This window comes from Pantoea sp. Cr_R13 (assembly GCF_029222565.1).
Taxonomy (GTDB): Bacteria; Pseudomonadota; Gammaproteobacteria; order Enterobacterales; family Enterobacteriaceae; genus Pantoea; species Pantoea eucalypti.
The window spans coordinates 521,245-543,676 of record NZ_JARHXL010000003.1; the positions used below are offsets into that span (position 1 = coordinate 521,245).

Annotated in this window: 21 protein-coding genes and 1 pseudogene; 15 read left to right on the forward strand and 7 right to left on the reverse strand. The window is 56.5% G+C overall.

The features are described 5' to 3' along the window. The 7 genes from P2R09_RS03620 (at nucleotide 1) to P2R09_RS03650 (ending at nucleotide 8,110) form a co-directional block, all read left to right on the forward strand. Nucleotides 1-600, forward strand: coding sequence for a DUF2291 family protein (locus P2R09_RS03620; RefSeq protein WP_275767153.1), 600 nt, complete (start codon nucleotides 1-3; stop codon nucleotides 598-600). After that, nucleotides 600-2,114, forward strand: coding sequence for a sugar ABC transporter ATP-binding protein (locus P2R09_RS03625; protein ID WP_275767155.1), 1,515 nt, complete (start codon nucleotides 600-602; stop codon nucleotides 2,112-2,114). Before P2R09_RS03620 ends, P2R09_RS03625 begins: the two co-directional genes overlap by 1 nt. A 2-nt stretch (nucleotides 2,115-2,116) precedes the next feature. Next, on the forward strand, nucleotides 2,117-3,223 hold the full coding sequence (locus P2R09_RS03630; RefSeq protein WP_275767157.1) for an ABC transporter permease: 1,107 nt from the start codon (nucleotides 2,117-2,119) through the stop codon (nucleotides 3,221-3,223). Between the two features lie 190 nt (nucleotides 3,224-3,413). Beyond that, entirely contained in the window at nucleotides 3,414-4,244 is an 831-nt protein-coding gene (locus P2R09_RS03635; protein ID WP_008925960.1) for a transketolase, read from the forward strand. Further along, on the forward strand, nucleotides 4,237-5,181 hold the full coding sequence (locus P2R09_RS03640) for a transketolase C-terminal domain-containing protein (protein WP_008925961.1): 945 nt from the start codon (nucleotides 4,237-4,239) through the stop codon (nucleotides 5,179-5,181). The genes P2R09_RS03635 and P2R09_RS03640 overlap by 8 nt, the downstream gene beginning before the upstream one ends. A gap of 2 nt (nucleotides 5,182-5,183) precedes the next feature. Next, the gene (locus P2R09_RS03645; RefSeq protein WP_275767161.1) at nucleotides 5,184-6,671 is read left to right on the forward strand and encodes an FGGY-family carbohydrate kinase; all 1,488 of its coding nucleotides are present in this window, start codon (nucleotides 5,184-5,186) and stop codon (nucleotides 6,669-6,671) included. A gap of 20 nt (nucleotides 6,672-6,691) precedes the next feature. Beyond that, on the forward strand, nucleotides 6,692-8,110 hold the full coding sequence (locus tag P2R09_RS03650) for an L-fucose/L-arabinose isomerase family protein (protein ID WP_275767163.1): 1,419 nt from the start codon (nucleotides 6,692-6,694) through the stop codon (nucleotides 8,108-8,110). Nucleotides 8,111-8,227: 117 nt separating this feature from the next. Here P2R09_RS03650 and P2R09_RS03655 read toward each other — a convergent pair whose 3' ends face one another. Together P2R09_RS03655 and P2R09_RS03660 are read right to left on the reverse strand one after the other, a co-directional pair. Then, nucleotides 8,228-9,358, reverse strand: a complete 1,131-nt coding sequence (locus tag P2R09_RS03655; protein WP_275767165.1) for a mechanosensitive ion channel family protein — start codon at nucleotides 9,356-9,358, stop codon at nucleotides 8,228-8,230. A gap of 96 nt (nucleotides 9,359-9,454) precedes the next feature. Next, entirely contained in the window at nucleotides 9,455-10,189 is a 735-nt protein-coding gene (locus tag P2R09_RS03660; protein ID WP_008925965.1) for a flagellar brake protein, read from the reverse strand. Between the two features lie 209 nt (nucleotides 10,190-10,398). Between P2R09_RS03660 and P2R09_RS03665 the strand changes: the two genes are divergently transcribed. Next, nucleotides 10,399-10,647 (forward strand): GlsB/YeaQ/YmgE family stress response membrane protein, encoded by a 249-nt coding sequence (locus tag P2R09_RS03665; RefSeq protein WP_003851381.1) that lies wholly within the window; start codon nucleotides 10,399-10,401, stop codon nucleotides 10,645-10,647. Nucleotides 10,648-10,714: 67 nt separating this feature from the next. Here P2R09_RS03665 and P2R09_RS03670 read toward each other — a convergent pair whose 3' ends face one another. Next, entirely contained in the window at nucleotides 10,715-12,814 is a 2,100-nt protein-coding gene (locus P2R09_RS03670; protein WP_275767169.1) for a TonB-dependent siderophore receptor, read from the reverse strand. Between the two features lie 191 nt (nucleotides 12,815-13,005). Continuing rightward, nucleotides 13,006-14,691, reverse strand: a complete 1,686-nt coding sequence (gene treA / locus P2R09_RS03675) for an alpha,alpha-trehalase TreA (protein WP_275767171.1) — start codon at nucleotides 14,689-14,691, stop codon at nucleotides 13,006-13,008. Between the two features lie 210 nt (nucleotides 14,692-14,901). Between treA and ghrA the strand changes: the two genes are divergently transcribed. The 6 genes and pseudogenes from ghrA (at nucleotide 14,902) to P2R09_RS03705 (ending at nucleotide 18,534) form a co-directional block, all read left to right on the forward strand. Further along, nucleotides 14,902-15,843, forward strand: coding sequence for a glyoxylate/hydroxypyruvate reductase GhrA (gene ghrA, locus P2R09_RS03680; RefSeq protein ID WP_275767173.1), 942 nt, complete (start codon nucleotides 14,902-14,904; stop codon nucleotides 15,841-15,843). Between the two features lie 39 nt (nucleotides 15,844-15,882). Then, nucleotides 15,883-16,620 carry a phosphatase gene (locus tag P2R09_RS03685; protein ID WP_140033520.1) on the forward strand — a complete coding sequence of 246 codons (738 nt, stop codon included), beginning with the start codon at nucleotides 15,883-15,885 and terminating at the stop codon, nucleotides 16,618-16,620. A 152-nt stretch (nucleotides 16,621-16,772) separates the two neighbouring features. Beyond that, a complete protein-coding gene (locus tag P2R09_RS03690) occupies nucleotides 16,773-17,033 on the forward strand; it encodes a hypothetical protein (RefSeq protein WP_192377533.1) in 261 nt (86 codons plus the stop codon). A gap of 335 nt (nucleotides 17,034-17,368) precedes the next feature. After that, nucleotides 17,369-17,611 carry a hypothetical protein gene (locus P2R09_RS03695; protein WP_225613730.1) on the forward strand — a complete coding sequence of 81 codons (243 nt, stop codon included), beginning with the start codon at nucleotides 17,369-17,371 and terminating at the stop codon, nucleotides 17,609-17,611. 205 nt (nucleotides 17,612-17,816) lie between these two features. Continuing rightward, a pseudogene (locus P2R09_RS03700) lies at nucleotides 17,817-17,939 on the forward strand (histidinol-phosphatase); the annotation flags it as partial. A 28-nt stretch (nucleotides 17,940-17,967) separates the two neighbouring features. Next, entirely contained in the window at nucleotides 17,968-18,534 is a 567-nt protein-coding gene (locus tag P2R09_RS03705) for a molecular chaperone (protein ID WP_003853337.1), read from the forward strand. Nucleotide 18,535: 1 nt separating this feature from the next. Here the strand turns inward: P2R09_RS03705 and P2R09_RS03710 are convergent, their stop codons facing one another. Then, the gene (locus tag P2R09_RS03710; protein WP_275767180.1) at nucleotides 18,536-19,915 is read right to left on the reverse strand and encodes a CoA transferase; all 1,380 of its coding nucleotides are present in this window, start codon (nucleotides 19,913-19,915) and stop codon (nucleotides 18,536-18,538) included. Nucleotides 19,916-19,961: 46 nt separating this feature from the next. Continuing rightward, nucleotides 19,962-20,846 carry an EamA family transporter gene (locus P2R09_RS03715; RefSeq protein WP_275767182.1) on the reverse strand — a complete coding sequence of 295 codons (885 nt, stop codon included), beginning with the start codon at nucleotides 20,844-20,846 and terminating at the stop codon, nucleotides 19,962-19,964. Nucleotides 20,847-21,016: 170 nt separating this feature from the next. On the opposite strand from P2R09_RS03715, the gene P2R09_RS03720 reads away from it, so the two are divergent. Next, nucleotides 21,017-21,742, forward strand: coding sequence for a glutamine amidotransferase (locus tag P2R09_RS03720; RefSeq protein ID WP_275767184.1), 726 nt, complete (start codon nucleotides 21,017-21,019; stop codon nucleotides 21,740-21,742). On the opposite strand, the gene P2R09_RS03725 is transcribed toward P2R09_RS03720, so the two are convergent. Next, complete coding sequence (locus P2R09_RS03725; RefSeq protein ID WP_003853330.1) at nucleotides 21,730-22,293, reverse strand: methyltransferase domain-containing protein; 564 nt, start codon at nucleotides 22,291-22,293, stop codon at nucleotides 21,730-21,732. The genes P2R09_RS03720 and P2R09_RS03725 overlap by 13 nt on opposite strands. Nucleotides 22,294-22,432: the final 139 nt, after the last annotated feature.

Consider the following 22,432-nt stretch of genomic DNA (forward strand, 5'->3'; position numbering starts at 1 on the left):
ATGAAACGGATACTGGCGGTATTGATCGGGATGGCGCTGCTCAGCGCCTGCACCGTGGTGGATCTGGATGCGGACGGTAACCCGATCATGCCGAAAGATCCGCACGCGAAGCCCAGCTATACCACCCAGACGCCGCAGCAGATTGCGGAGGAAACCTGGCAGCCGCGTGTTATGACCACTGCGAACAGCCACGCGCTGAGCTGGGCCGACATGGAAGCGAAAAGTCAGACGGTGAAATCTGGCGGCCGCGAAAGCGTCTTTGTGCGGGCCAGCGGAACGGCCAGCGCTTTTGATGAGAGTAACCCGCGTGAACGCACGCTGACGCTGATGATTAACGGTAAGCCGGTGGCGATCAGCGTTGGCCCGGTACTGCGCAGCAACGCTATCCGGGATGCCGCCGGTTTCCGTTTCGAAGAATTTACTAATCAGGTGCAGTACGCCCAGCTCACCCGGGCACTCAACCGTCATGCAGTGAAGCAGTTGCCGCCACTGGATGCCAGTTGGGTCAACCAGCCAGTGCAGGCGCTGCTGGCCGTAAGCATCGGGCAGAACAGCGTTGAAGAGGTGGTGGCGATTGAGCTGAAGCGGGGGACGCCCTGATGGAAGATGACATTATTCTGCGGGCCGAACAGATCTCCATGCTGTTTCCCGGCATGCTGGCGCTGGATCGCGTCGATTACCGGGTCTGGCGTGGCAAAGTGAATGTGATTATCGGTGAAAACGGCGCGGGCAAATCGACGCTGATGAAGATTCTGGCGGGCGTGCAGCAGCCTACGGCCGGGTCGCTGTTTCTGAATGGTGAGCCGCTGACGCTGAGCAGCACCCGCGATGCCGCCCGGCACGGCATCGGCATGGTGCATCAGGAGCTGAATCTGTTTGAAAACCTTACCGTGGCGGAGAATCTGTTTCTGGGCCGGGAGATCCAGCGTGGCCTGGCGCCGATCAATGAGGCGGAGCAGGCACGACGCACCGCCGCACTGATGGCGCGTCTTGACCAGCCTATCTCGCCCGGTGAGCGGGTCGGCAATCTCAAAGTGGGTCAGCAGCAGCTGGTGGAAATCGCTAAAGCGCTGGCGGAAGATGCGGACATTCTGATTCTTGACGAGCCCACCTCGGCGCTGAGTAAAACCGAAGTTGAGATCCTCTTCCGGGTCATCCGCGACCTGACGCAGCAGGGCGTTACCCTCATTTATATTTCTCATCGGCTGGAAGAGCTGATGGCAATTGGCGACGTGATTACGATTCTGCGCGACGGACGCTTTCAGGCAGAAGCGCCGGTCAGCACCATCGATGTGCCGTGGATCGTTCGCGAGATGCTCGGCAGTGAGCCGGTTACTACCTTCCTGCCGGACGAGCGTGAGTTTGGCGCGCCGGTTCTTGAGGCGCAGCACATCACCTGCGTCAGCCCCAACGGCAATACCCTGGTTGATGACGTCAGTTTTCAGGTGCGGGCCGGGGAGATTGTCGGGATCTACGGCCTGATGGGGGCGGGTCGCACGGAGCTGTTTGAGTGTCTGCTTGGCAGCCAGCGTCACTATCTGGGCAAGCTGTGGCTCGACAGTAAACCGCTGCCTACGCGCCTGCCCACTGCCGATCGCATCCGCATGGGGATGAGTCTGGTGCCGGAGGATCGCAAACGCGCCGGGATTTTCCCGGTCTCGTCAGTTGCCAGTAATCTCACCATCGCCAGCCTGTGGCGGCGATTGTCGCACCGCTTTGCCATTGCGCACTGGGCGGAGCAGCAGGCAGTGACTCAGACGGTCGGTAATCTGGCGATCAAAATCTCCTCGCCGGACGTTGCTATCAGCGCACTGAGTGGTGGCAACCAGCAGAAAGTGGTGATTGGCCGCGCGCTGCTGACGAATCCGCGTCTGCTGCTGCTGGATGAGCCGAGTCGCGGCATTGACGTCGGGGCTAAAGCGGAAGTGTTTCGCATGATGGTGGCGCTGTCGCAGCAGGGTATTGCGGTGCTGTTCTCCACTTCAGACCTGAAAGAGATTATGGCGGTAGCCGATCGCATCCTGGTGATGTCGGGCGGCAAACTTACGGCTGACCTTCCGCGAGACCAGGCGGAAGAGGCAGCGCTGGTGAAAGCAAGTGCGCAGGGGTTCTGAGCATGAAAAGCAATAACAGCGTCGCGCTGAACACACTTCCGGCGAAAGCGTTTAGTTCACGCGAAAGCATTCTGCTGCTGCTTCTGAAGCTGCGTACTTTTATTGCGCTGATTCTGATTGTCGGCTTCTTCGCCATCACCGTGCCGGACTTTCTCGCCACCGGCAGTCTGGTGATCATGGTGAAACACATCGCCATCAACGCCTTTCTGGCGCTGGGTATCACCTTTGTCATTATCACTGCCGGCATTGACCTGTCGATTGGGGCGACGCTGGGGCTGTGCGGCATGATCGCGGGCTGGCTGATCACCAAAGGGATTGTGCTGCCGATGTTTGGCATCGCCATCTTCCCCAGCGTCTGGGTAATCGTGCCGGTCGTGCTGTTGATCGGTGCGCTTATTGGCGCCGGCAACGGCTGGATCATTACCCGCTACAACGTCGCACCTTTCATCTGCACCCTTGGCACCATGTACATCCTGCGCGGTTCGGCGATGCTGACCTCCGGTGGCGAAACCTTTCCCGGTTTGCAGGGTAATCCGCTATTGGGTAATACCGGCTTCGATCGAATCGGGGCCGGCACCTTTCTCGGACTGCCTTATGCCATCTGGATGATGGTGGTGCTGGCGCTGGTGATCGCCTATATCGCTCGTCGCCTGCCGTTTGGCCGTCAGGTTTATGCCATCGGTGACAACGAGCGCGCCGCTGAACTCTCAGGCGTGAAAACCCGACAGGTGAAGATTCTGGTTTATACCCTGTCGGGATTCTGCGCAGCGATTGCCGGCATTGTGGTCTCATCACAACTGGTCGCCAGCCATCCGGCAAACGGCACAGCGTTTGAGATGAACGCCATTGCGGCTGTGGTTCTGGGCGGCACCTCACTGGCGGGCGGACGCGGCACGATTGTCGGGACGCTGATCGGTGCGTTCGTCATCGGCTTTCTGGCGGATGGTCTGATCATGATGGGCGTCAGCGAATTCTGGCAGATGGTGATCAAAGGCATCGTCATCATCATCGCGGTCATCATCGACCAGACTCAGAGCCGGATGCAGCAGAAGGCGGCGGTCGTGGCGCAGAAAGCATTAATTGAGGAGGGGGAACCGGCTAAATCCTGACTGATTTATCGCCGTCCGGGCAGGATGCAGCGCTAAGCGATTCAGCATAAGCGGCAGCAGTCAGCCCGGAGTGACGGGCAGTGTGGTGAACAGAGGACAATACCTTTATCAGCCACACTTTTTTAAGCACAAAATTTTTTAACTGGCGTGAATATATATTCATAACCGATTTAAAATTCAGAGGTAGTGTATGAATCCTTTCAATCTTCCGGTCGAAGACCTTGAGCGCCGGGCGCGGGCTATCCGCCGCCGCATCATCCAGCTTAACGCAGGCAGCCCGGCAGGCGGTCATACCGGCGCTGACCTGTCGCAGGTGGAGATCCTCACTGCGCTCTACTTTCGCATTCTGAACTGCGCACCGGATCGCACAGATGACAATCAGCGTGACATCTACATCCAGTCGAAAGGGCACGCGGTGGGCGGCTACTACTGCGTGCTGGCGGAAGCGGGCTACTTCCCGACCGACTGGCTGGCGACCTATCAGCACGCGGACTCGCATCTGCCCGGCCATCCAGTCCGGCAGAAAACGCCGGGCGTCGAGCTCAATACCGGCGCGCTGGGCCATGGCCTGCCTGTGGCGGTCGGCATCGCTATCGCGGCGAAAAAAGACAACAGTTCGCGCCGCATCTTTGTGGTGACCGGCGATGGTGAGCTGGCGGAAGGCAGTAACTGGGAAGCGGCACTGGTGGCGGCGCATTACGGCCTTGATAACCTGATCATCATCAATGACAAGAACAAGCTGCAACTGGCGGGTGCGACCCGCGACATCATGAACACCGATCCGCTGCCGGAAAAATGGCGCGCCTTTGGGCTGGAGGTCACCGAATGCAACGGCAATGCGATGGCATCAGTGGTCGACACCATTGAAAACCTGCCGAAGAACGGCAAACCGCAGGTGATTGTGGCGCATACCGAAAAAGGCTTTGGCATCTCCTTTATCCAGAGCAAGGCGGAATGGCATCACCGGGTGCCGAAAGGCGAAGAGATCGCGCAGGCGCTGGAGGAACTGAAAGATGAGTAATGCACAACATTTAGCAAGCGTCATGGTGACGGCCTTTATCGACGCGGTGAATCGCGGCGTGGATCTGGTTCCTGTGGTGGCCGACTCAACCTCAACCGCCAAAATTGCCCCCTTTATTAAGGCATTTCCCGACCGGCTGATTAATGTGGGTATCGCCGAGCAGACGCTGGTGGGAACAGCGGCAGGTCTGGCACTGGGCGGCAAAGTCGCGGTGACCTGTAACGCCGCGCCGTTTCTGGTGTCACGTGCCAATGAGCAGGTGAAAGTCGACGTCTGCTACAACAACACCAACGTCAAACTGTTCGGGCTGAATGCCGGGGCCAGTTATGGCCCGTTAGCCAGTACCCATCACAGCATTGATGACATCGCGGTGATGCGCGGATTCGGCAACATCGAGATCTATGCGCCTTCCTGCCCACTGGAGTGCCGCCAGATCATCGACTATGCCCTTGAGCATGTCGGGCCGGTCTATATCCGTCTGGATGGCAAAGATCTGCCGCAGCTGCACGATGAAAATTATCAGTTCAGACCAGGCGCGATCGATGTGCTGCGTGAAGGCAGTGACATCGCGCTGGTGGCGATGGGCTCAACGGTTCACGAGGTGGTTCACGCCGCCGAGCAACTGGCTGAACAGGGCATTTCAGCCGGTGTGATCGCGGTTCCATCGATTCGACCCTGTGATACCCAACAGCTGCGCAACCTGTTAAATCACTATCCAGCGGTGATTACCGTGGAAGAGCACAACGTCAATGGCGGCGTCGGCAGCCTTGTGGCTGAGGTGCTGGCGGAAGGCGGTTGTGGCATCCCGCTGTTGCGGCTTGGCATTGCGGATGGGGAATATGCGATTGCAGGCGATCGCGCCTCCACCCGCGCCCGTCATGGCATTGATGCCCGCAGCGTGGTCAACAGTGCAGCGCGCATCTGCGCAGGAGCATAAACATGGTGGGACCTCTGATTCTGGCGATTGACGAAGGCACCACCAATGCCAAGGCGATTGCGGTTGATCGCGACGGCCGTGTGGTGGCACGCGGTAGCCAGAGTTTAACCCTGCAACACCCGCAGCCCGGTCTGGCTGAGCAGGATCCTGAGGCAATCTGGCAGGCGGTAAAACAGGCCATCGCCCATTGTCTGGCGTCGTGTGCAGGTGCGCCTGTCGCGGCGGTGGCGATCAGTAATCAGCGTGAGTCGGTGATGATCTGGCAGCGGCGTGATGGTCAGCCGCTGACACCGCTGGTGAGCTGGCAGGATCGACGCTCCGAGTCATTCTGTCGCGACCTTCGGCAGGCGGGTAAAGCGCCTCGCATCACCGGCCTGACCGGGCTGGCCGTTGATCCGATGTTTCCGGCCGCCAAGCTGACCGGGATGCTGGCCACCATTCCCGACGGCGCGGCGCGGGCGGCTGCCGGCGAACTTTGCATCGGCACGGTCGACAGCTGGCTCACCTGGCAGCTCAGCGCGGGCGAAGTCTTTATCACCGATCACGCTAACGCCTCCCGCACGCAGCTCTACAGTCTGCACTTCAACGACTGGGATGACGAGCTGCTGGCGCTGTTTCAGTTGCCGCGCGCCGCACTGCCGCGCATCACCTCTTCAGCCAGTGAACAGGGCGTGGTGGCGGTAAATGACATTCCCGGTCTGGCGCCAGGCACGCCGATTCTGGCGCGTATTGGCGATTCCCATGCCGCGCTGCAGGCGCAACGCCGCGGTGAGTCTGAAGTGGTGAAAGCCACCTATGGCACCGGCTCTTCATTGATGATGTCCATGGCGACGCCGCTGCTGACGGAAAACGGCCTCAGCACCACGGTGGCCTGGCATGACGGCACGCTGCGTTATGCGTTTGAAGGCAACATCACCCACACCGGTTCCGGTGCCGCCTGGCTGGGTAAACTGCTTGGCGTACAGGATCCACGTGAGCTGACCGCGATGGCGCAACGCTGCGATGACAATCAGGGCATCTATTTTGTCCCTGCGCTCTCGGGTCTGGGCGCACCCTGGTGGGATCTTCAGGCACGCGGCATGGTGTGCGGACTGACGGATGCCGCGACACCCGACGTGCTGGCGCGGGTGGCACTGGAGTCGATCGTCTGGCAAATCGCCGATGTTTTTTTCGCGATGGAGCAGGCCAGCGGACAGCAGCTTCCGGCGCTCTGTGTCGATGGCAGCGCCACTGAAAATAGCTGGCTGATGCAGTTACAGGCCGATGTGTTGCAGCGGCCGCTGCAGCGGGTCCCGACCGCTGAGGTCTCCGCGCTGGGCGCGGCACTGCTGGCAGGCAAAGTGCTGGGGTGGTGGCAGCAGGGCAGTGATATGCAGGCTTTACAGGGCGGCAGCGTCATCCTGCCGCGTGAAGAGAACGCGCAGCGTATGCAGGAAAATTATAAAGGCTGGATCGACGCCGTTGCACGCTGTCGTTATCAGCCACACTAATCCTTATCCGGAGCAGAGCCATGTCAACACTTCCTCAGCAGTTAACCTTCGGTGTCATTATTGGCAACCGGGGTTTTTTTCCCAGCTATCTGGTGGGCGAGGCGCGCCAGCAGGCGGTCGCGCTGTTTGAAAAAATGAACATCAATACCGTCATGCTGGACGAAACCCAGACCAATCTGGGCGGCGTAGAGACGCGGCAGGAGGCAAAAATCTGCGCTGCACTGTTTCGCGAGCACCGCGAAAAAATTCACGGCATTGTGGTGCTGCTGCCTAACTTTGGTGATGAAAAAGCGATTGCAGAAGCGCTGCGTCTGGCCGGCCTGAATGTGCCAGTGCTGGTTCAGGCGGAAGAGGATAATCTCGATAAAATGGGGCTGGCGACCCGTCGCGACAGCTTCTGCGGAAAAATTTCGCTCTGCAATAATCTGCGGCAATATGGTATTCCGTTTACTCTGACCCGCCAGCACGTCTGCGCCCTGAGCGGTGAGGTCTTCAGGCAGGATCTGCAGCGGTTCAGCCAGCTCTGTCGTGTCGTGAATGCCATGCGCCGGGTGCGCGTCGGCGCCATTGGTGCGCGGCCCGCCGGATTTAACACCGTGCGCTACAGCGAAAAGCTGCTGGAGAAGATGGGCATCGCGGTGGAAACCCTGGATTTATCGGAGATTTTTACCCGCACCCACCGGCTGCGCGATGACGATATCCGCGTAGCAGAGAAGCGTGAAATCCTGGAGGCTAACGCTAATGCGCGCGGCATTCCAGGTGACAAACTGGTGACCATGGCCAAACTGTTTGTGGTGATCAGCGAATGGATCAGTGACAACGATATTGATACCACTGCTATTCAGTGCTGGACCTCACTGCAGGAGAATCTGGGGATTAACGTCTGCTCAATCATGAGCGTGATGTCGGGCCAGCTGATGCCCAGCGCCTGCGAAGTGGACGTGATGGGCGCGCTGTCGATGTACGCACTCGCCAGCTGTTCGCTGAGTCCCGCCTCACTGGCCGACTGGAACAACAACTTTGGCGATGAACGGGACAAATGCGTGCTGTTTCACTGTGGTAACTTCGCCAGTGCCAGCCTGGAGTCACCGACGATGGGCACGGCGGATATCATCGGCACCACGGTGGGCAAAGAGAACACCTGCGGTGCAGTGCATGGCCGGATGAAGCAGGGTGATCTGACCTACTTCCGTCTCTCAACCGACGACTTCAGCGGCGAAATCAAAGCCTATGTGGGCGAGGGGATGTCGGTCACCGATCCGCTGGACACGGTGGGCTGTCGTGCGGTGATTCAGGTGCCGCAACTGGAAACATTGCTGGCGTGGATCTGCCGTAATGGCTTTGAGCATCACGTGGCGATGAATCACTCAGCGACGGCAGATGTGCTGCAGGAAGCGTTTAGTGAGTATCTCGGTGTGAGTTGTTACCGGCATCAGTAAACGGTGAGACTGAATTGCAGAACGCGATAGGGGAAGGTGGGACAGCCGATGCGCTCACGGTTCTGGCCGCACCGGTATCCCTGCCCGCCATCCCTGAACAGGGCGGCGGGCCCGGGTTTAGCGCGCCATCCTGCGCACCTCGCCATCTTCATTTTCCACCGCCACCAGATCCACCGGAGGCAGATTGCCGCCGCTGAACTCCACCTGACGAATCGGGAAGGCGAAGCGGATGTTACGCGTTTCAAGAGCCGCCATCAGCTGCAGGTTAATTTCCTGCTGAATATCCATGTATTTGTTGTAATCCGCATCCAGCACAAAATAGACCACTTCAAAGGTCAGCTTTGAGTCTTCAAAGGCCAGGAAGTGGGCGCGGTCAAAACGGGTCGTCTCAATGTCCTGGATAATCTCTTTAACCAGCGGGCTGATCGCCCGAACCTGATCAGAGGGCGTGGCATAGCTGATACCAAACTTAAAGACGATGCGGCGCTGCTGCATGCGTTTGTAGTTATGGATGGTCTGCTGCAACAGAATAGTGTTTGAGCAAACAATCTGCTCACCGCTCAGGCTGCGCAGACGCGTGGTTTTCAGGCCAATATGTTCAATAGTGCCTGCAATATCACCAAAAACAATAAAGTCGCCGTGCTCAAACGGCTTGTCAAAGCCTATCGCCAGCGACGCAAACACATCACTCAGCACGGTCTGAATTGCCAGCGCAATCGCGATACCGCCAACGCCAAGGCTGGCAACCAGTGCTGTAATGTTGATGCCGATGTTCGACAGAATGGCCAGGAACATCATGATCCAGACCACCACCCGCAGCAGAATGCCCAGGATCACCGTCGTCACCGGATTACGCACATGAATCGGATCGCGCAGCAGGCTTTTCAGCCACAGCCTGATGCCGCAGTCTATCCATAGCGCGAGCTGCACAATCAGCGCCAGGAACCAGCCGTGCGCAATAGTCACGCTCCATGAAGCAGGCAGGTCGACAAACTTCAGGGCAATCAGTAGCGAAAAGATCAGCAGCAGTGTCTGGCTGGTGCTGCGCAATATCTCCACCAGAATCGCAGTGGCGCGGACGTGACGATGTTCGCTATAGAGGGCAATCCGGTTGGAGATAAAGCGAATCAGGGTACGTAATACCCAGTAAATCACCAGGGTGGAGACGATAACGATAGCGCTGTTGATCCAGAGTTCCTGATTAAAAAAGAGGGCGTGAAAACGACGTGAAGAGAGCCAGTTTTCCATTGGGGAGGGTCTCCTTGCTGGGTTCCGGTTTAAAAGAAAACAAGCAGGAAGCATAGCCTGGATGCGGCCCACCTGCGTGGCGCATCCATAAAGCAGTTACTGGAATCGGGTCGATTTATCGCGCGCCAGGCGCTCAAGGGCAAAGATAATCTGCTGAAGCTGTCGCTCCTGTGCCGGATTCAGCGTGGCAAAACGAAAGCTCAGGCGGGGTGTAATCAGGGTTTCATTTTTGCGGTTCACGACACAGCGTTCGCCAATACTCAACAGCTTCACCGGCACTTCAAAAATGCCATATTCGCCCAGCTCAACCCGGAACTGATTGAAGCTGTCGCCATTCTGCAAGCCTTCCGGCAGCGGTTCATCCACCAGCACACCGATACCGCCCAGAGAGAGATCCTGTAATCGCAGACGCGTTTTACTGCCATCCGGCCACAGGGTGTGGCACCAGAACTGCGGCTCCATCGGTGCGCAGACCCGAAAAAATTCCCGTCGCTGAATCTGCCACAGCAGGTCCGGCAGCGGTGAGCTGAAAGCGGGTAAGCCTTCAAACTCAATTTTTTCCAGTGAGGTGAGGCTGAACTCCACTTTCGCACCAAAGGTTTCAGCGGTGATACTGAGATCATCGCTGGTTAGTGCGTACTCGTTATCCAGGTTATTACTGCCGAGGTCAAACACCACGCGATCTTTATCGGCAGTCAGCATCCGGCTGATAAACTGCCCGCGCGGGAAGCGCACCAGTAAGGGCGTCTGCAATCGCAGCAAATCTTTCATAACGCCCAGAACCGCCAGCGTGCCACGTTTTAAATATTGTTCCTGGTCGGCTTCTTTCACGTCCTGCTCCACAAGGGGTTACTGTATTTACACTCTTTTTTTGCCTCGTCACGGTTATCGGCGCGGCTGGAAAAAGCTTTAATTTGCTCGTCATCAATAATAACTGTGAGCGGACGAGCAATTTTCGAAATGCTGGCTATACTTATCGCGGTAAACCGCTTGATAAATCAGGCGTTCACGATTTAATCATAAAAAGGAAGGAGCAACAGATGGGTATTATTTCCTGGATCGTCTTTGGCTTGATCGCGGGTATTCTGGCGAAGTGGATTATGCCAGGTAAAGACGGTGGCGGTTTCATTCTGACTGTTGTACTGGGTATTATCGGTGCAGTAGTGGGTGGCTGGATCAGTACGCTGTTTGGCTTCGGCCGCGTCGATGGGTTTAACTTCGGCAGTTTTGTGGTCGCAGTGATCGGTGCCATCGTGGTGCTGTTCGTGTACCGCAAAGTACGCAGTTAACCGTAACAGTTTTAACAGAAAAGGGGACGAAGCGATTCGTCCCCTTTTTTTATCTTTTACTCTGCTATCAGAAGTCGTAACCGACTGTCGCCATCACGCTGCGCTCCGCGCCCCAGTAGCAATAGCCCGTGCCGTAACAGCCCGCTACATAGGTGCGGTCGGTCAGGTTATTGGCATTGACCTGAACCCATGCGCCTTTCAGGCTGCTGTTCCAGACGCCCAGATCGGCCCGCACTGATGCATCAAACAACGTCACAGACGGCACGCGCGTGGTGTTCTGGTTGTCTGCCCACTGTTTACCGATGTAACGCACGCCCGCGCCCGCACTCAGACCGTAATCAAACTGATAGTGACCCCAGAGTGCCGCCATGCTGTTAGGGGTGACATACGGCGTATGGCCGCTGTTGCCATCCACCGAATCTTTGAAGCGCAGATGGTTCAGCGTATAACTCGCCACGGTGCTCAGACGCGGGGTTAACTGATTACGCGCTTCCAGCTCAATACCCTGTGAATGGACTTTGCCCGATGGCGTGAAGGTGCCGTCTTTAACATTACGGTTTGCCACATCCTTCTGCGTCAGGTCATAAACCGCCATGCTGTAAAGATCGCGGGTGCCCACAGGCTGATACTTCACCCCGGCTTCATACTGCTCTGAAGTGGTCGGCTTCAGCAGGTTATTGTTGGGATCGGTAAGCGCAGTCGGGGTAATCGCCTGGCTCCAGCTGACATAAGGCGAAATGCCGTTGTCGAAGGCATAGAGCAGCGCGGCGCGTCCGCTAATGTGATCATCCTGACGACGATCGCTGCCGCTGTTTTGTGCGACGATGCGATCGTAACGGCCGGAGAGATCCAGATGCCAGCGATCCAGCTTCATCTCATCCTGCAGATAGAGACCGGTCTGATAGTAGCGACGAGTCTTGTCTGCCCAGGTGTAATCCGGCATGTCGCCAACCTGCTCGCCGGTCACGGCATTCAGCTGATTAGCCGAACCGCCTGCTGCGCTGATCTCATTTTTATAGCGATGATACTCGGCTCCCACGGTGACGCGGTGCTCCAGCTCGCCAGTGTCAAATTCTGCCTGTAACCGATTATCCGTGGACCAGGCGGAGAGTGACGAGCGCTCGCCAGAGTAGTAGCGATTCAACAGATCGGGATTATTTTCATCCCAGCCAATCTGATAAACCTGATCGAGATCGACATTCGAGTGGCTGTAACTGCCGGTTGATGAGAACGACCAGACGTCGTTAAAGCGATGGGCGAAATCGAAGCTGTAAATCTGCTCGTGGCGCTTGAACTGATCAAGATCGCTGTTGCCCTCATAGAAGCCGTTACTCAGCTTATAGCCGTTGTGTTCGGTAAGGCTGCCGTCACCCGGCACTGAACCGTGATAACCGCCTGACGGATCTTTTTGCAGGTAGGCTTTCAGAATCAGATGAGTATCTTCATCGGGTTGCCACATCAGCTGCGGCATCAGCGCATATTTCTCTTCACGAGTATGATCGTACTGGGTATCGCTGTTGCGGGTTACACCGGTCAGGCGAAACGCCCACTGGTCATTAATGGCATTGGTGTAATCAAACATCGTGCCGGTGGTCGCGTTGCTGCCCGCCTGCAATTGAATATGACCCTCTTCCGCGAACTGAGGACGTTTAGTCACCATGTTCACCAGTCCGCCCGGCACTGTCTGGCCATAGAGCGCGGAAGAGGGGCCTTTGATTACGTCGATGCGTTCCAGGAAGGCATTATCCACCTGCAAAATGTTGAAACTGCCCCCGTCACTCATCAGCCGCATTCCGTCGAGGAAGGTGTTATCGACATCGCCACCGTGGAAGCCGCGCAGGGCAATGGTGTCGTAACGGGTAGCGGCCCCGCCGAAGTTAGTAAAGACGCCTGAGCTGTAACCCAGCGCCTGATTCAGGGTCAGTGCGCCCTGATCCTGCATCTGCTGACGGGTGACTACGGATATCGATTGCGGCGTGGTGATCAACGGACGATCGCTCTTGGTTGCGCCCTGGCTGGTGGTCGCCAGATAGCCCTGGGTGGGCGTGGTCGAATCCTCCAGCGGTTGGGCAGTCACGACCATATCAGCAGCAAAACTCAGAGCAGGCGCAGTCAGCGCCAGGGTGCAGAGGTGAACATAACCTTTCAGCGATAATGACAGTTTCATCAAAATTCCTTTCTTGGCAAAGGGTCAGGCGGGTGAATAAAATTATTGATAGGCAATCTCATTATCATAATGAGAACTATTACCTTTTGTAAATTGGCTGCAATTTTGCCTGTAGATGAAAGAAGGTCAAGTAAAATTCGCTGAAAGAGGGTGCGGATACCTCCGGCGGGGCCAGAGGTATCCAGAGTGACTTAGTTTTGGGAGGCAGACGCCTGAGGAATATCGTGGGCGCTGTTACAGGTTTTATCTTTCGGGCAGTACTTATCAAGCAGTTTCAGCGTAACGCCGTTTGTCCAGCCGAAGCCGTCCTGCAGCGGATATTCACCGCCACCGCCGCCGCCAAGATTTTTGCCGTCAACGACATATTTCTCTACCAGTTTATGCTCACGGTCATAGGTGTTCTGGACGTTTTGCAGGAAGCGTAAGCCGACCTCTTTTGCGAGTTTCGGCTGGTTATAGTGCTCAAGACCTTCCACGGCAACCCACTGCAGCGGGGCCCAGCCATTCGGTGCGTCCCACTGCTGACCGTTATTTACGGTGGTTGTTACCAGACCACCAGGCTTCAGCAGCTGTTTCTCTACCGCGCTGGCGGTGCTTTCAGCCTGCCTGTCACTGGCTACCTGAAGATAGAGCGGGAACAGGGCAGCAGCCGTTAACTGCGGATGGACCTGTTTTTTCTGCCAGTCATAGTCGGCATACCAGTTCTGTTTGCTGTCCCACAGATAGCGGTTGATTGCCGCCTGACGCTTCTCTGCACGATCGGCAAACTGCTTTGCCAGATCGCTCTGCTTATTCATCTGGTAACCTTTTGACAGCGTCTGCTCCAGGTGGAACATCAGGCTGTTAAGGTCAACGGGCGCCAGTTGTGTGGTGCGGATTGTCGACAGATTATGCGCATCGGTGAACCAGCGGGAACTGAAATCCCAGCCCGAGGCGGCACCGGAACGCAGCTCGCGGTAGAGCTCGGCTTTATTGCGCTGCGGCGCTTTCTGCGCGGTGGCAATATCATCCATCCAGGATTCGGTACGTGGGACGTCGCGCGCATCCCAGTAGCGATTGAGCAATGTACCATCCGCCAGTTTAATCACCCGCTTGCTGGCGGCACTGGCCGCGACTTTATCGCTGTCGGCCATCCAGTAGTCATACTCTTTCTGCAATTGCGGCAGGTAGCGGATATAGGCTTTGCCGTCATCATGCGTGGCCAGTAACTCGACCATCATGCTGAAGAATGGTGGCTGTGAACGGCTCAGGTAGTAGCTGCGGTTGCCGTTGGGAATGTGACCATAGCGGTCAAGCAGCGAGGCGAAGTTATCCGTCATATCCTGGACTTTATCCCAGTGTCCGCTCTCGGCCAGCCCCAGCATGGTGAAGTAGCTGTCCCAGTAATAAACTTCGCGGAAACGCCCGCCTGGCACCACGTAGGGTTTTGGCAATGGCAGCAGCGAGTCGTACTGACCAACACTGCTGGTGGTGCGGGTCAGTACTGGCCACAGGCCATCAATGTGCTCACGCAGGTTTTGTCCCGCGGGCGGGACATATTTGTCGCCCGCAGCGGGCAACGTAAAGTTGGTATCCACAAAACGTTTCAGATCGAAATTGCGCTGTTTCTTCTGCATCTGCCAGTCGGCAAGAATCGAGGCGGGATCGAATTTCGGCACGGCATCAGCAAAGGTCTTTTGATCGGGATAGAACTTCGCCTGTTGCACGGCGTTAAACAGCGGCCCTAAACGAACGTCCGGCGGCTGCGGCTGATTGTTCAGCATGCGGCTATTATCGTCGGCATGGGTGGTGAAAGCGGGAACGCTCAGCAGCAACGTGAGCAGAAAGGGCGCATAACGCTGACGCCGTAGGTTGGCGTTTACCTCAATTTTTGTCATCGGTTTTTCTCCTTGTCCGAAATGCGGCCGCGCGTAACGCATTGACCACAGGACCAACTTTAGACCTTATCTGTCTATTTAACCCTGACGCGAGCCGGAAATGTGAAGCCACGGGAATTATTTTTATGGAAAAAACCGCTTTTTCACGCCGGTTTTTTCTTGCTCTCACCCCACTTTTCCCCGACGCTGAAAGAAAAAAAGGAGAGCAGGATGGAGATCATCTGGTATCACCCGTCGCAGTCTGCAGCGGCCTGGATTAACGGTTTACAACAACGTCTGCCTCAGGCGCGGGTTCGCGCCTGGCAGCCAGGCGACAACGGTCCGGCTGATTATGCGCTGGTCCGTTCCCCGCCCGCAGAGATGCTGCAGGGACGCGCCACACTGCGCGGCGTTTTTGCACTGGGCGCAGGCGTTGACGAAATTCTTAAGCAGCTGAAGCAGCATCCTGAGATGCTGCCCGACAGCGTGCCGCTGTACCGGCTGGAAGATACCGGGATGGCGCGTCAGATGCAGGAGTACGCGGTGCATAGCGTGCTGAGCTGGTTCCGTCGTTTTGACGACTACCGTCTTCAGCAGCAGCAACAGTGCTGGCAGCCGCTGCCTGCTTACACGCGTGAAGCGTTTACCATCGGTATTCTGGGTGCGGGCGTACTGGGACAAAGCGTGGCGGAGAGCCTGAAACCCTGGGGATTTCCGCTGCGTGTCTGGAGCCGCTCACCGAAAGAAATTGACGGTGTGACCAGTTTTGCGGGACGCGATGCGTTGCCTGCGTTTCTGCAGGAGACGCGGGTGATCATCAACCTGCTGCCGAGCACACACGAGACAATCAATCTCATCGATCAGCACTTTTTACAGCAGCTGCCGCACGGCGCGTTCTTCCTTAACATCGCACGCGGCGCGCAGGTGGTGGAAGAGGATCTGCTGGCTGCGCTCAACAGCGGTCAGTTAAAAGCGGCAGCACTGGATGTCTTTCAGGTGGAACCGCTGCCCGAAGCACATCCGCTGTGGTCACATCCGCGTGTCACGATTACACCCCATAATGCGGCGGTAACCTTAATCGACGAAGCTATCGACTACATTGCCCGTGCCATCAACCAGGATCAGGCAGGCGAGCCGCCGCAGGGCAGGGTGGATCGTCAGCGCGGCTATTAATGAAACGGCCCCGTCAGGGGCACTCAGCAGGAGAAGAGGATGTATCCGGTAGATCTGCATATGCACACCATCGCCAGCACGCATGCTTACAGCACGCTGCATGACTACGTGACTCAGGCGAAGCAAACCGGCCTGAAACTGTTTGCCATCACCGATCACGGCCCTGACATGGCCGACGCGCCGCACTACTGGCATTTTATTAATATGCGCGTCTGGCCGCGCGTGATCGATGGCGTAGGGATTCTGCGCGGTATCGAAGCCAATATTAAAAATCAGCAGGGCGAGATCGACTGTTCCGGTCCGATGCTTGATGCGCTGGATTTAATCGTCGCCGGTTTTCACGAGCCGGTTTACGCGCCGCGCGACAGAAAGCATCACACTGATGCGATGATTGCCGCCATGGCAGGTGGTCTGGTTCATATCATCAGCCATCCGGGCAACCCGAAATTCCCTGTGGATATCCCCGCGATTGCCGAGGCCGCAGCGCATTACAATGTGGCGCTGGAGCTGAACAACTCCTCCTTTACCCACTCGCGTCCGGGCAGTGAACCTAACTGCCGGGCTATCGCCGCCGCCGTGCGCGATGCCGGTGGACGACTGGCATTTGGCTCCGACTCCCATACGGCTTTCACGCTCGGCCATTTCGAGCACTGCCTGCGCATTGCCCGCGAGGTGGATTTTCCCGAGGATCGGGTGTTAAATGTCACGCCGCGTCGCCTGCTCGACTTTCTGGAAATGCGTAGCGGCAAACATATTGCTGAACTGGCTGACTTTTAATTTATTACTTCCGGGACTTACATGCCGCCAGACCTCCTGCACCAGGTGTAAGCGGTGGGTCTGAAATATCTTATTTGCGGTTGAGTTCCCGAGTTGAACCGACTGTAAAACGTACATATATAGCTAATGGTACAGTCGGGGATGACCTTAAGTTGCGAAACGAACGTGAAAACGAATGGTTTTATCAGGTGGTCAAATCATTAATCAGCAATGCAGAACCATTACGCAGATTAGTCACTACCGTAATTACCGAGTTTTACTGGAAACTTGATGCTCAAGGTAAGGAGGCTGTTCGCAATCAATTGGCCTATGGAGCCGGAAAGATAGGAGGCGATCAGGATCTGGATTATATCAGTAGCCACCCTCAGACCTTTCAAAGGATCAGTAATGAAATTTGTAAAAAGGCTGGGTAAACTTTCGGCACATGTAATTGAAGGGACGATTACAGTCGTGATGAGCTTCGTTGCTCTCGCTTCACTCTTTGTGTTCGATAGCCTGGCGTTGAAACTATGCTGTTTCTTCGGGGCTGTATTACTGGGATATGGGGCCGCTTACGTTCTGGGTAAAGTCAGAGGTGAGCATAAGGTATGAAAGTTACAGTAAATTCTCTCATCGACTCATTTATACTACGGACAGCAAAGATTGAGACTATGTGCTTTACCAACGCGGCAGGAACATGTGATCGATACGCTGAACATGATGAAGTTTCTGAATTTATGCAGGAATATCATTATTGAAATTGAGGGGTATGCCTGTTCATGAAGATCAGGTTTTAAAATTTAATGGAAGATATTTTGATAAAATGAAAAAAATTATTCGCTGGTTTTACGCCTGGGTGAGTCAATCTTTCTTTGGACTGATACCACCAGTTGTGGGTGTGGTTGGCGCTATTTTATTTATAAACGTTTTTCCTGACTATGGTTTGCTGTTCGCTTTACTGTGGTTTGTCTTAATCATCTATATTAGCGTAAAATATTTTCGTTTTTATTAGTAAGAAATTTTCTCTGCTGAACAGGCCGTTTTTTAAGATATTTTAGACATTTTGACTTTTTGCCTGGCTGAGATTGTTGAGTTTAAGATTGGGTTTCTGAAACAATAGACCAGCGACGTTGTTAAGACCATTGAAGTCGATGGACGGCTGGCATTTGGCTCTGGTTTCCCTACTGTTTCCAGGGCTCGGTCCTCTCTACAAGTACCTGCGCATTGCCCGCGAGGTGGATTTTCCTGAGGATCGGGTGTTAAATGTCACGCCGCGTCGCCTGCCCGACTTTCTGGAAATGCGTAGCGGTAAACATATTGCTGAACTGGCTGACTTTTAATTTATTTTGCCTCAAGGAAATCTGACTCATGAATGAGTTTTCCATTCTGTGCCGTGTGATCGGCTCACTGTTTAATCGTCAGCCGCAGGACCCGCTACTGGTGCCGCTGTTCACACTGCTGCGTGAAGGCAAACTGCAGTCGCAGTGGCCGCTGGAGCAGGATGAGCTGCTGACGCGTCTGCAACAGAACAGCGATCCGCAGGCGCTGGCTGCTGATTACAATGCGCTGTTCGTTGGCAGCGACTGTAATGTGCCGCCTTACGCTTCACAGTGGCCGGAAGGCAAAGCTGAAGCGGACGTGCGTGCATTTCTGACCTCACGCGGAATGCCGCTGAGCGATGCGCCTGCTGACCATTTTGGTGTGCTGCTGCTGGCCGCATCATGGCTGGAAGATCAGTCCGCGGAAGATGAGAGCGCAGCGCAACTGGCGCTGTTTGAAGAGTATCTGCTGCCGTGGTGCGGTACGTTCCTGGGTAAAGTGGAAGCGCACGCGACCACTGCGTTCTACCGCACCCTCGCGATGCTGAGCCGCGAAGCGATTCAGGCGATGTACAACGAATTGCTGGATAGCAGCGAAGAAACGCCCGACGCCTGATTCACCAGGTCGCCGGGTGCGTACCCGGCGCGGAGCCAGATGTCGCGAACATCTCCGGGGTGCCGGGGAGCCAGGCTGCTGCCCGCAGCCTTACCCCCAATCCCCACGGCGTTAATTCGTAACAGGGCAGGTTATCTTTAACCTGTGGCTCAATGCCAGCGCCTGCGCACTGTCCGAGTGGGTGCTGCTGCAATAGCCATGCGGTGCGCGCCAGTGACAGCCGAACCAGGCTGCCGTGACCATCTGTAACGCGTCGCCTCAATCCCTCCAGCACCGCCGCCGCCAGCAGATAGCCGGTGGCATGATCCAGCGCCTGAACTGGCAGCGGAACCGGTTTATCGCTCTGCTGCCACTGCATACCCCGTTCAGCAATGCCACATCCCATCTGCACCAGACTGTCAAACCCCCGGCGGTTGCGCCACGGTCCCTGCCAGCCCCACGCATTAAGCCCGGCAATGACCAGTCCGGGTGAGAGCGCCTGAAGGGTCTCTGCGTCAAACCCAAGCCGTTCCAGCGCATCCGCCCGATAGCCATGCACCAGCACGTCTGCCTCGCGCAGCAGGCGGATAAACTGCTCGCGATCGGCAGTCTGAGTCAGGTCGAGCACCGCACGGCGCTTGCCACAGCTCAGCTCCTCATCCAGTGTCGGCTCCTGCCAGCCCGGAGGATCGATGCGCAGCACGCTGGCCCCCAGGCTGGCAAGAAATCGGGTAGCGACCGGCCCGGCAATAATCCGCGTCAGATCCAGAACTTTTATACCCATTAACGGACGCGCCTCGGCCAGCGGCCAGTCGGGCAGAGGAGCCGGCTGGGTGGTCTGCCAGCTAAACAGCGGCTCGCGCTGCACTGCCTGACCCTGCGGGTGCTGCTGCCAGGCAGCGGCGCTGCGCATCTCTGCGGCACAGCCACCGGCATCAATAATCGCCTGCTCCAGTTCGCTGGCCTGCCACTGCTGGACCTGCATCGCCAGCGCCGCGCGATCGGCGTGCGCGCCCAGCACCTGCTCCATCGCCAGCCGGTGATGTGCGGCATTGGTATGCAGGCGGATCCAGCCATCGCGGCTGCGATAGTCACCGGCAAACGCATCCCACATCGCGGGTGCAGCACGGTTCAGCGGATAAAAACTCTGCTGAAACCAGCGCGATGCCAGGCGCACATTAACGGCGACGGGCGGAGAGCAATAGTCAGGGCGGGAGGCGGCGATGAGCGCGGCGGTGGCCTGAGTTGCCAGACCAATGCTGGTGGCCGCCAGTTCACTGACGGCAAAAGCAGAAGAGAAGGTGGCGCGATCAACGAAAGCGGGAAGAGGCAAGGCGTCGGCGTCGCCCCGCAATCCCTGCTGCATCTGCTGCCACAAAGAAGCGGCAAGCTTTAAGTCCATGTTGTGCTCCCTGAGAAAGGTCATTTCTCAAGCATAGCACGCCGGATTAACGCCGCCGCAGGCGCGGGAAGCGGGCATGCATCCGCAGGTTACGCAGGTTAATCACCGCGATGGCCGTGCCGAGGATCACCAGTGAAGCACCGATAATCTTAAAGCTGTTCAGGCTGTCACCCAGTACCACAATCCCCATCAGCACGGATAAAACCGGCGTCAGCAGCGAGTAGGGCATGATCAGATTGACGTTATATTTCTTCAGCAGCACATACCACAGCGTATACGCCACAATCGATGAGGCGATGGCGCTGTAGAGAATTGCGAACCAGCCGTGCCAGCCTGCATGCTGCAGGGCATAGAGCTGGTTCGACTCCATCACAAAGCTGGACGCGCCTGTGATTGGAATCGCCAGAAATGCAATCCATCCGGTCATGGTCAGCGGTTTAATCGGCGGAGACTTCTTCACAATCAGGTTACTCACGGCCCAACCGGTGGCGCTGCACAGCAGCAGGCAGAGCACCCACCACGACGGAATCGTCGGGCTGCCGGAGAGCACGATCACGCCGCTCAGCGAGATCATAATGCCCAGCAACTGCACCAGCTTCAGTTTCTCTTTCAGCACCACCATCGCCAGCAGCATCGCAATCGGCGTTCCCAGCTGCACCACAATGGCGCCAGTGCCGGCATCGGTGTAGCGCAGGCCGACAAACAGCAGCGAGAAGTGCATAAAACCGAACGTAAACGCCAGCAGCAACAGCCAGCGAAATTGCTGACGATTAATCCGGCAAAACGGCACCAGCACGATGGCCACGACCACAAATCTCATAAACGTCAGAAAAAGGGGCGGCAGCTCCAGCAGGCCCCATTTCACGGCAACGTTGTTGAAGGCCCAGATTGAAACCACCATCAGAATCAGAAAAAAATGCCGCACAGCCACGATAATATCCTTTTGATGATTTTTGCTTAGCCCGCTAATGATGGCACGAACTGCGGCATTCCAGCCAATCGCAGCAACAAATTTTCTGCAATTGCCGCGCAGCCGCTGAGACTTTTGCGTGCGATGCTGGCAGACTGATTTGAAACGACTTCTTAAGGAACCGATTCGGTATGACACCTGTGTCCGCGTTACCCCTTGCGTTAATTCAGCTTGAAGTCCCACCCGCAAACGTCGTCTCAGAGATTGGTGAACAGCCACGCTGGTTTATCGACGCGTTAGATCTGCAACCTGATGCGTACCTGATTGTCCGGCCCCATCTGGGTGAGGCGTTACCCGATTTCGATCAGATATCCGGGGCGATCCTCAGCGGTTCCTGGGCGATGGTCACCGATCACGCTGAGTGGAGCGAACGCAGTGCCGCATGGATTCGGGCAGCGATTGATCATGATCTGCCGCTGCTGGGCGTCTGCTATGGTCATCAGCTGATGGCCTATGCGCTGGGCGGCGAAGTGGCAGATAACCCCAATGGATGGGAGCGTGGTCTGTTACCGATTCGCTGCTCAGCTCAGGCGCAGCGCGATCCGCTGCTGCAAAACCTGCCACAGGATTTCAGCGTCTGGCTATCGCATCGTCAGTCGGTTATCAGCGCGCCGCCTCAGGCGCAGGTGCTGGCCGCGTCTGCACGCGATGGCTGCCAGATTGTGCGCTATACGCCGCAGGCGCTCTCAGTGCAGTTTCATCCCGAATTTTCACGGCACATCATGAACGCATGCCTGCCTGAGGGCTGTAAAGAGGATGGGGCAAACGACATTGAAGGAAAAGACTGGGCGCGTGCGTTGCTGGTGGCATTCTGGCAACAGACGCGCCCGGCAATGGGGCGTGCTCAGGGCGCGTAGTGACGCGTGCAGCGATAAACCCAGGCGGGTGGCACATTTTTAAGCACCCGCTGACGCTCCCAGGTGAAGTAGCGCGACAGATCAGGCTGGGTTAGCGAGGTGTACTGGAACTGCACAAACACGCCCTTCGGGCCCAGGGCGTTATAAACCGCGCGCAGAATGGCTTCACGCAGCTCAGGCGGAAGTGACAGCAGCGGCAGGCCAGAGAAAATCACGTCATATTCCCCGCTCAGGTACTCCGCAGAACAGGTCCGTACTGTCATGCGTGGATCATCCATCGCAACAAGTTTGTCTGCCAGCGTGTTACTGATCTCAAAAGCATCCAGCGTGGCGTCAGGTGACATCTGATCCAGTATCCAGCGCGTCAGCACCCCATCACCCGCGCCGAGTTCGGCAACACGTAATGTTTCAGGCCATTCGACTGATGCGATCATGGCGCGGCACAACGCCTCGGAAGAGGGCGTAATGCTGCCCATCTTGCGTGGGTTGCGGATAAACTGATGCACGAAATTGGCTTTAGCGCGCATCAGGGTAATAGCTGAAGCCAGCATGTTCATCTCCAGAATGAATTTATCCTCAGGTTGACCCTCTTTGTGCCGCAGAAGTTTCTCTTTGAACAGCCGTTTGGGTATAAGTCGGAATTATCTAAAGACGAAGCGGAAACGCCTATTCCTTCGGGGCGGTCACAGT

Excerpts from the sequence above, each read along its gene's own strand:
- P2R09_RS03640 (WP_008925961.1), top strand. The coding sequence starts at position 4,237 with ATGAGTAATGCACAACATTTAGCAAGCGTCATGGTGACGGCCTTTATC.
- P2R09_RS03725 (WP_003853330.1), bottom strand. The coding sequence starts at position 22,293 with ATGCTGGCTTCAGCTATTACCCTGATGCGCGCTAAAGCCAATTTCGTG.
- P2R09_RS03645 (WP_275767161.1), top strand. The coding sequence starts at position 5,184 with ATGGTGGGACCTCTGATTCTGGCGATTGACGAAGGCACCACCAATGCC.
- P2R09_RS03710 (WP_275767180.1), bottom strand. The coding sequence starts at position 19,915 with ATGGACTTAAAGCTTGCCGCTTCTTTGTGGCAGCAGATGCAGCAGGGA.
- P2R09_RS03695 (WP_225613730.1), top strand. The coding sequence starts at position 17,369 with ATGCCTGTTCATGAAGATCAGGTTTTAAAATTTAATGGAAGATATTTT.
- treA (WP_275767171.1), bottom strand. The coding sequence starts at position 14,691 with ATGACAAAAATTGAGGTAAACGCCAACCTACGGCGTCAGCGTTATGCG.
- P2R09_RS03650 (WP_275767163.1), top strand. The coding sequence starts at position 6,692 with ATGTCAACACTTCCTCAGCAGTTAACCTTCGGTGTCATTATTGGCAAC.
- P2R09_RS03620 (WP_275767153.1), top strand. The coding sequence starts at position 1 with ATGAAACGGATACTGGCGGTATTGATCGGGATGGCGCTGCTCAGCGCC.
- P2R09_RS03665 (WP_003851381.1), top strand. The coding sequence starts at position 10,399 with ATGGGTATTATTTCCTGGATCGTCTTTGGCTTGATCGCGGGTATTCTG.
- P2R09_RS03670 (WP_275767169.1), bottom strand. The coding sequence starts at position 12,814 with ATGAAACTGTCATTATCGCTGAAAGGTTATGTTCACCTCTGCACCCTG.
- P2R09_RS03635 (WP_008925960.1), top strand. The coding sequence starts at position 3,414 with ATGAATCCTTTCAATCTTCCGGTCGAAGACCTTGAGCGCCGGGCGCGG.
- P2R09_RS03655 (WP_275767165.1), bottom strand. The coding sequence starts at position 9,358 with ATGGAAAACTGGCTCTCTTCACGTCGTTTTCACGCCCTCTTTTTTAAT.
- P2R09_RS03625 (WP_275767155.1), top strand. The coding sequence starts at position 600 with ATGGAAGATGACATTATTCTGCGGGCCGAACAGATCTCCATGCTGTTT.
- P2R09_RS03685 (WP_140033520.1), top strand. The coding sequence starts at position 15,883 with ATGTATCCGGTAGATCTGCATATGCACACCATCGCCAGCACGCATGCT.
- P2R09_RS03720 (WP_275767184.1), top strand. The coding sequence starts at position 21,017 with ATGACACCTGTGTCCGCGTTACCCCTTGCGTTAATTCAGCTTGAAGTC.
- P2R09_RS03630 (WP_275767157.1), top strand. The coding sequence starts at position 2,117 with ATGAAAAGCAATAACAGCGTCGCGCTGAACACACTTCCGGCGAAAGCG.
- ghrA (WP_275767173.1), top strand. The coding sequence starts at position 14,902 with ATGGAGATCATCTGGTATCACCCGTCGCAGTCTGCAGCGGCCTGGATT.
- P2R09_RS03705 (WP_003853337.1), top strand. The coding sequence starts at position 17,968 with ATGAATGAGTTTTCCATTCTGTGCCGTGTGATCGGCTCACTGTTTAAT.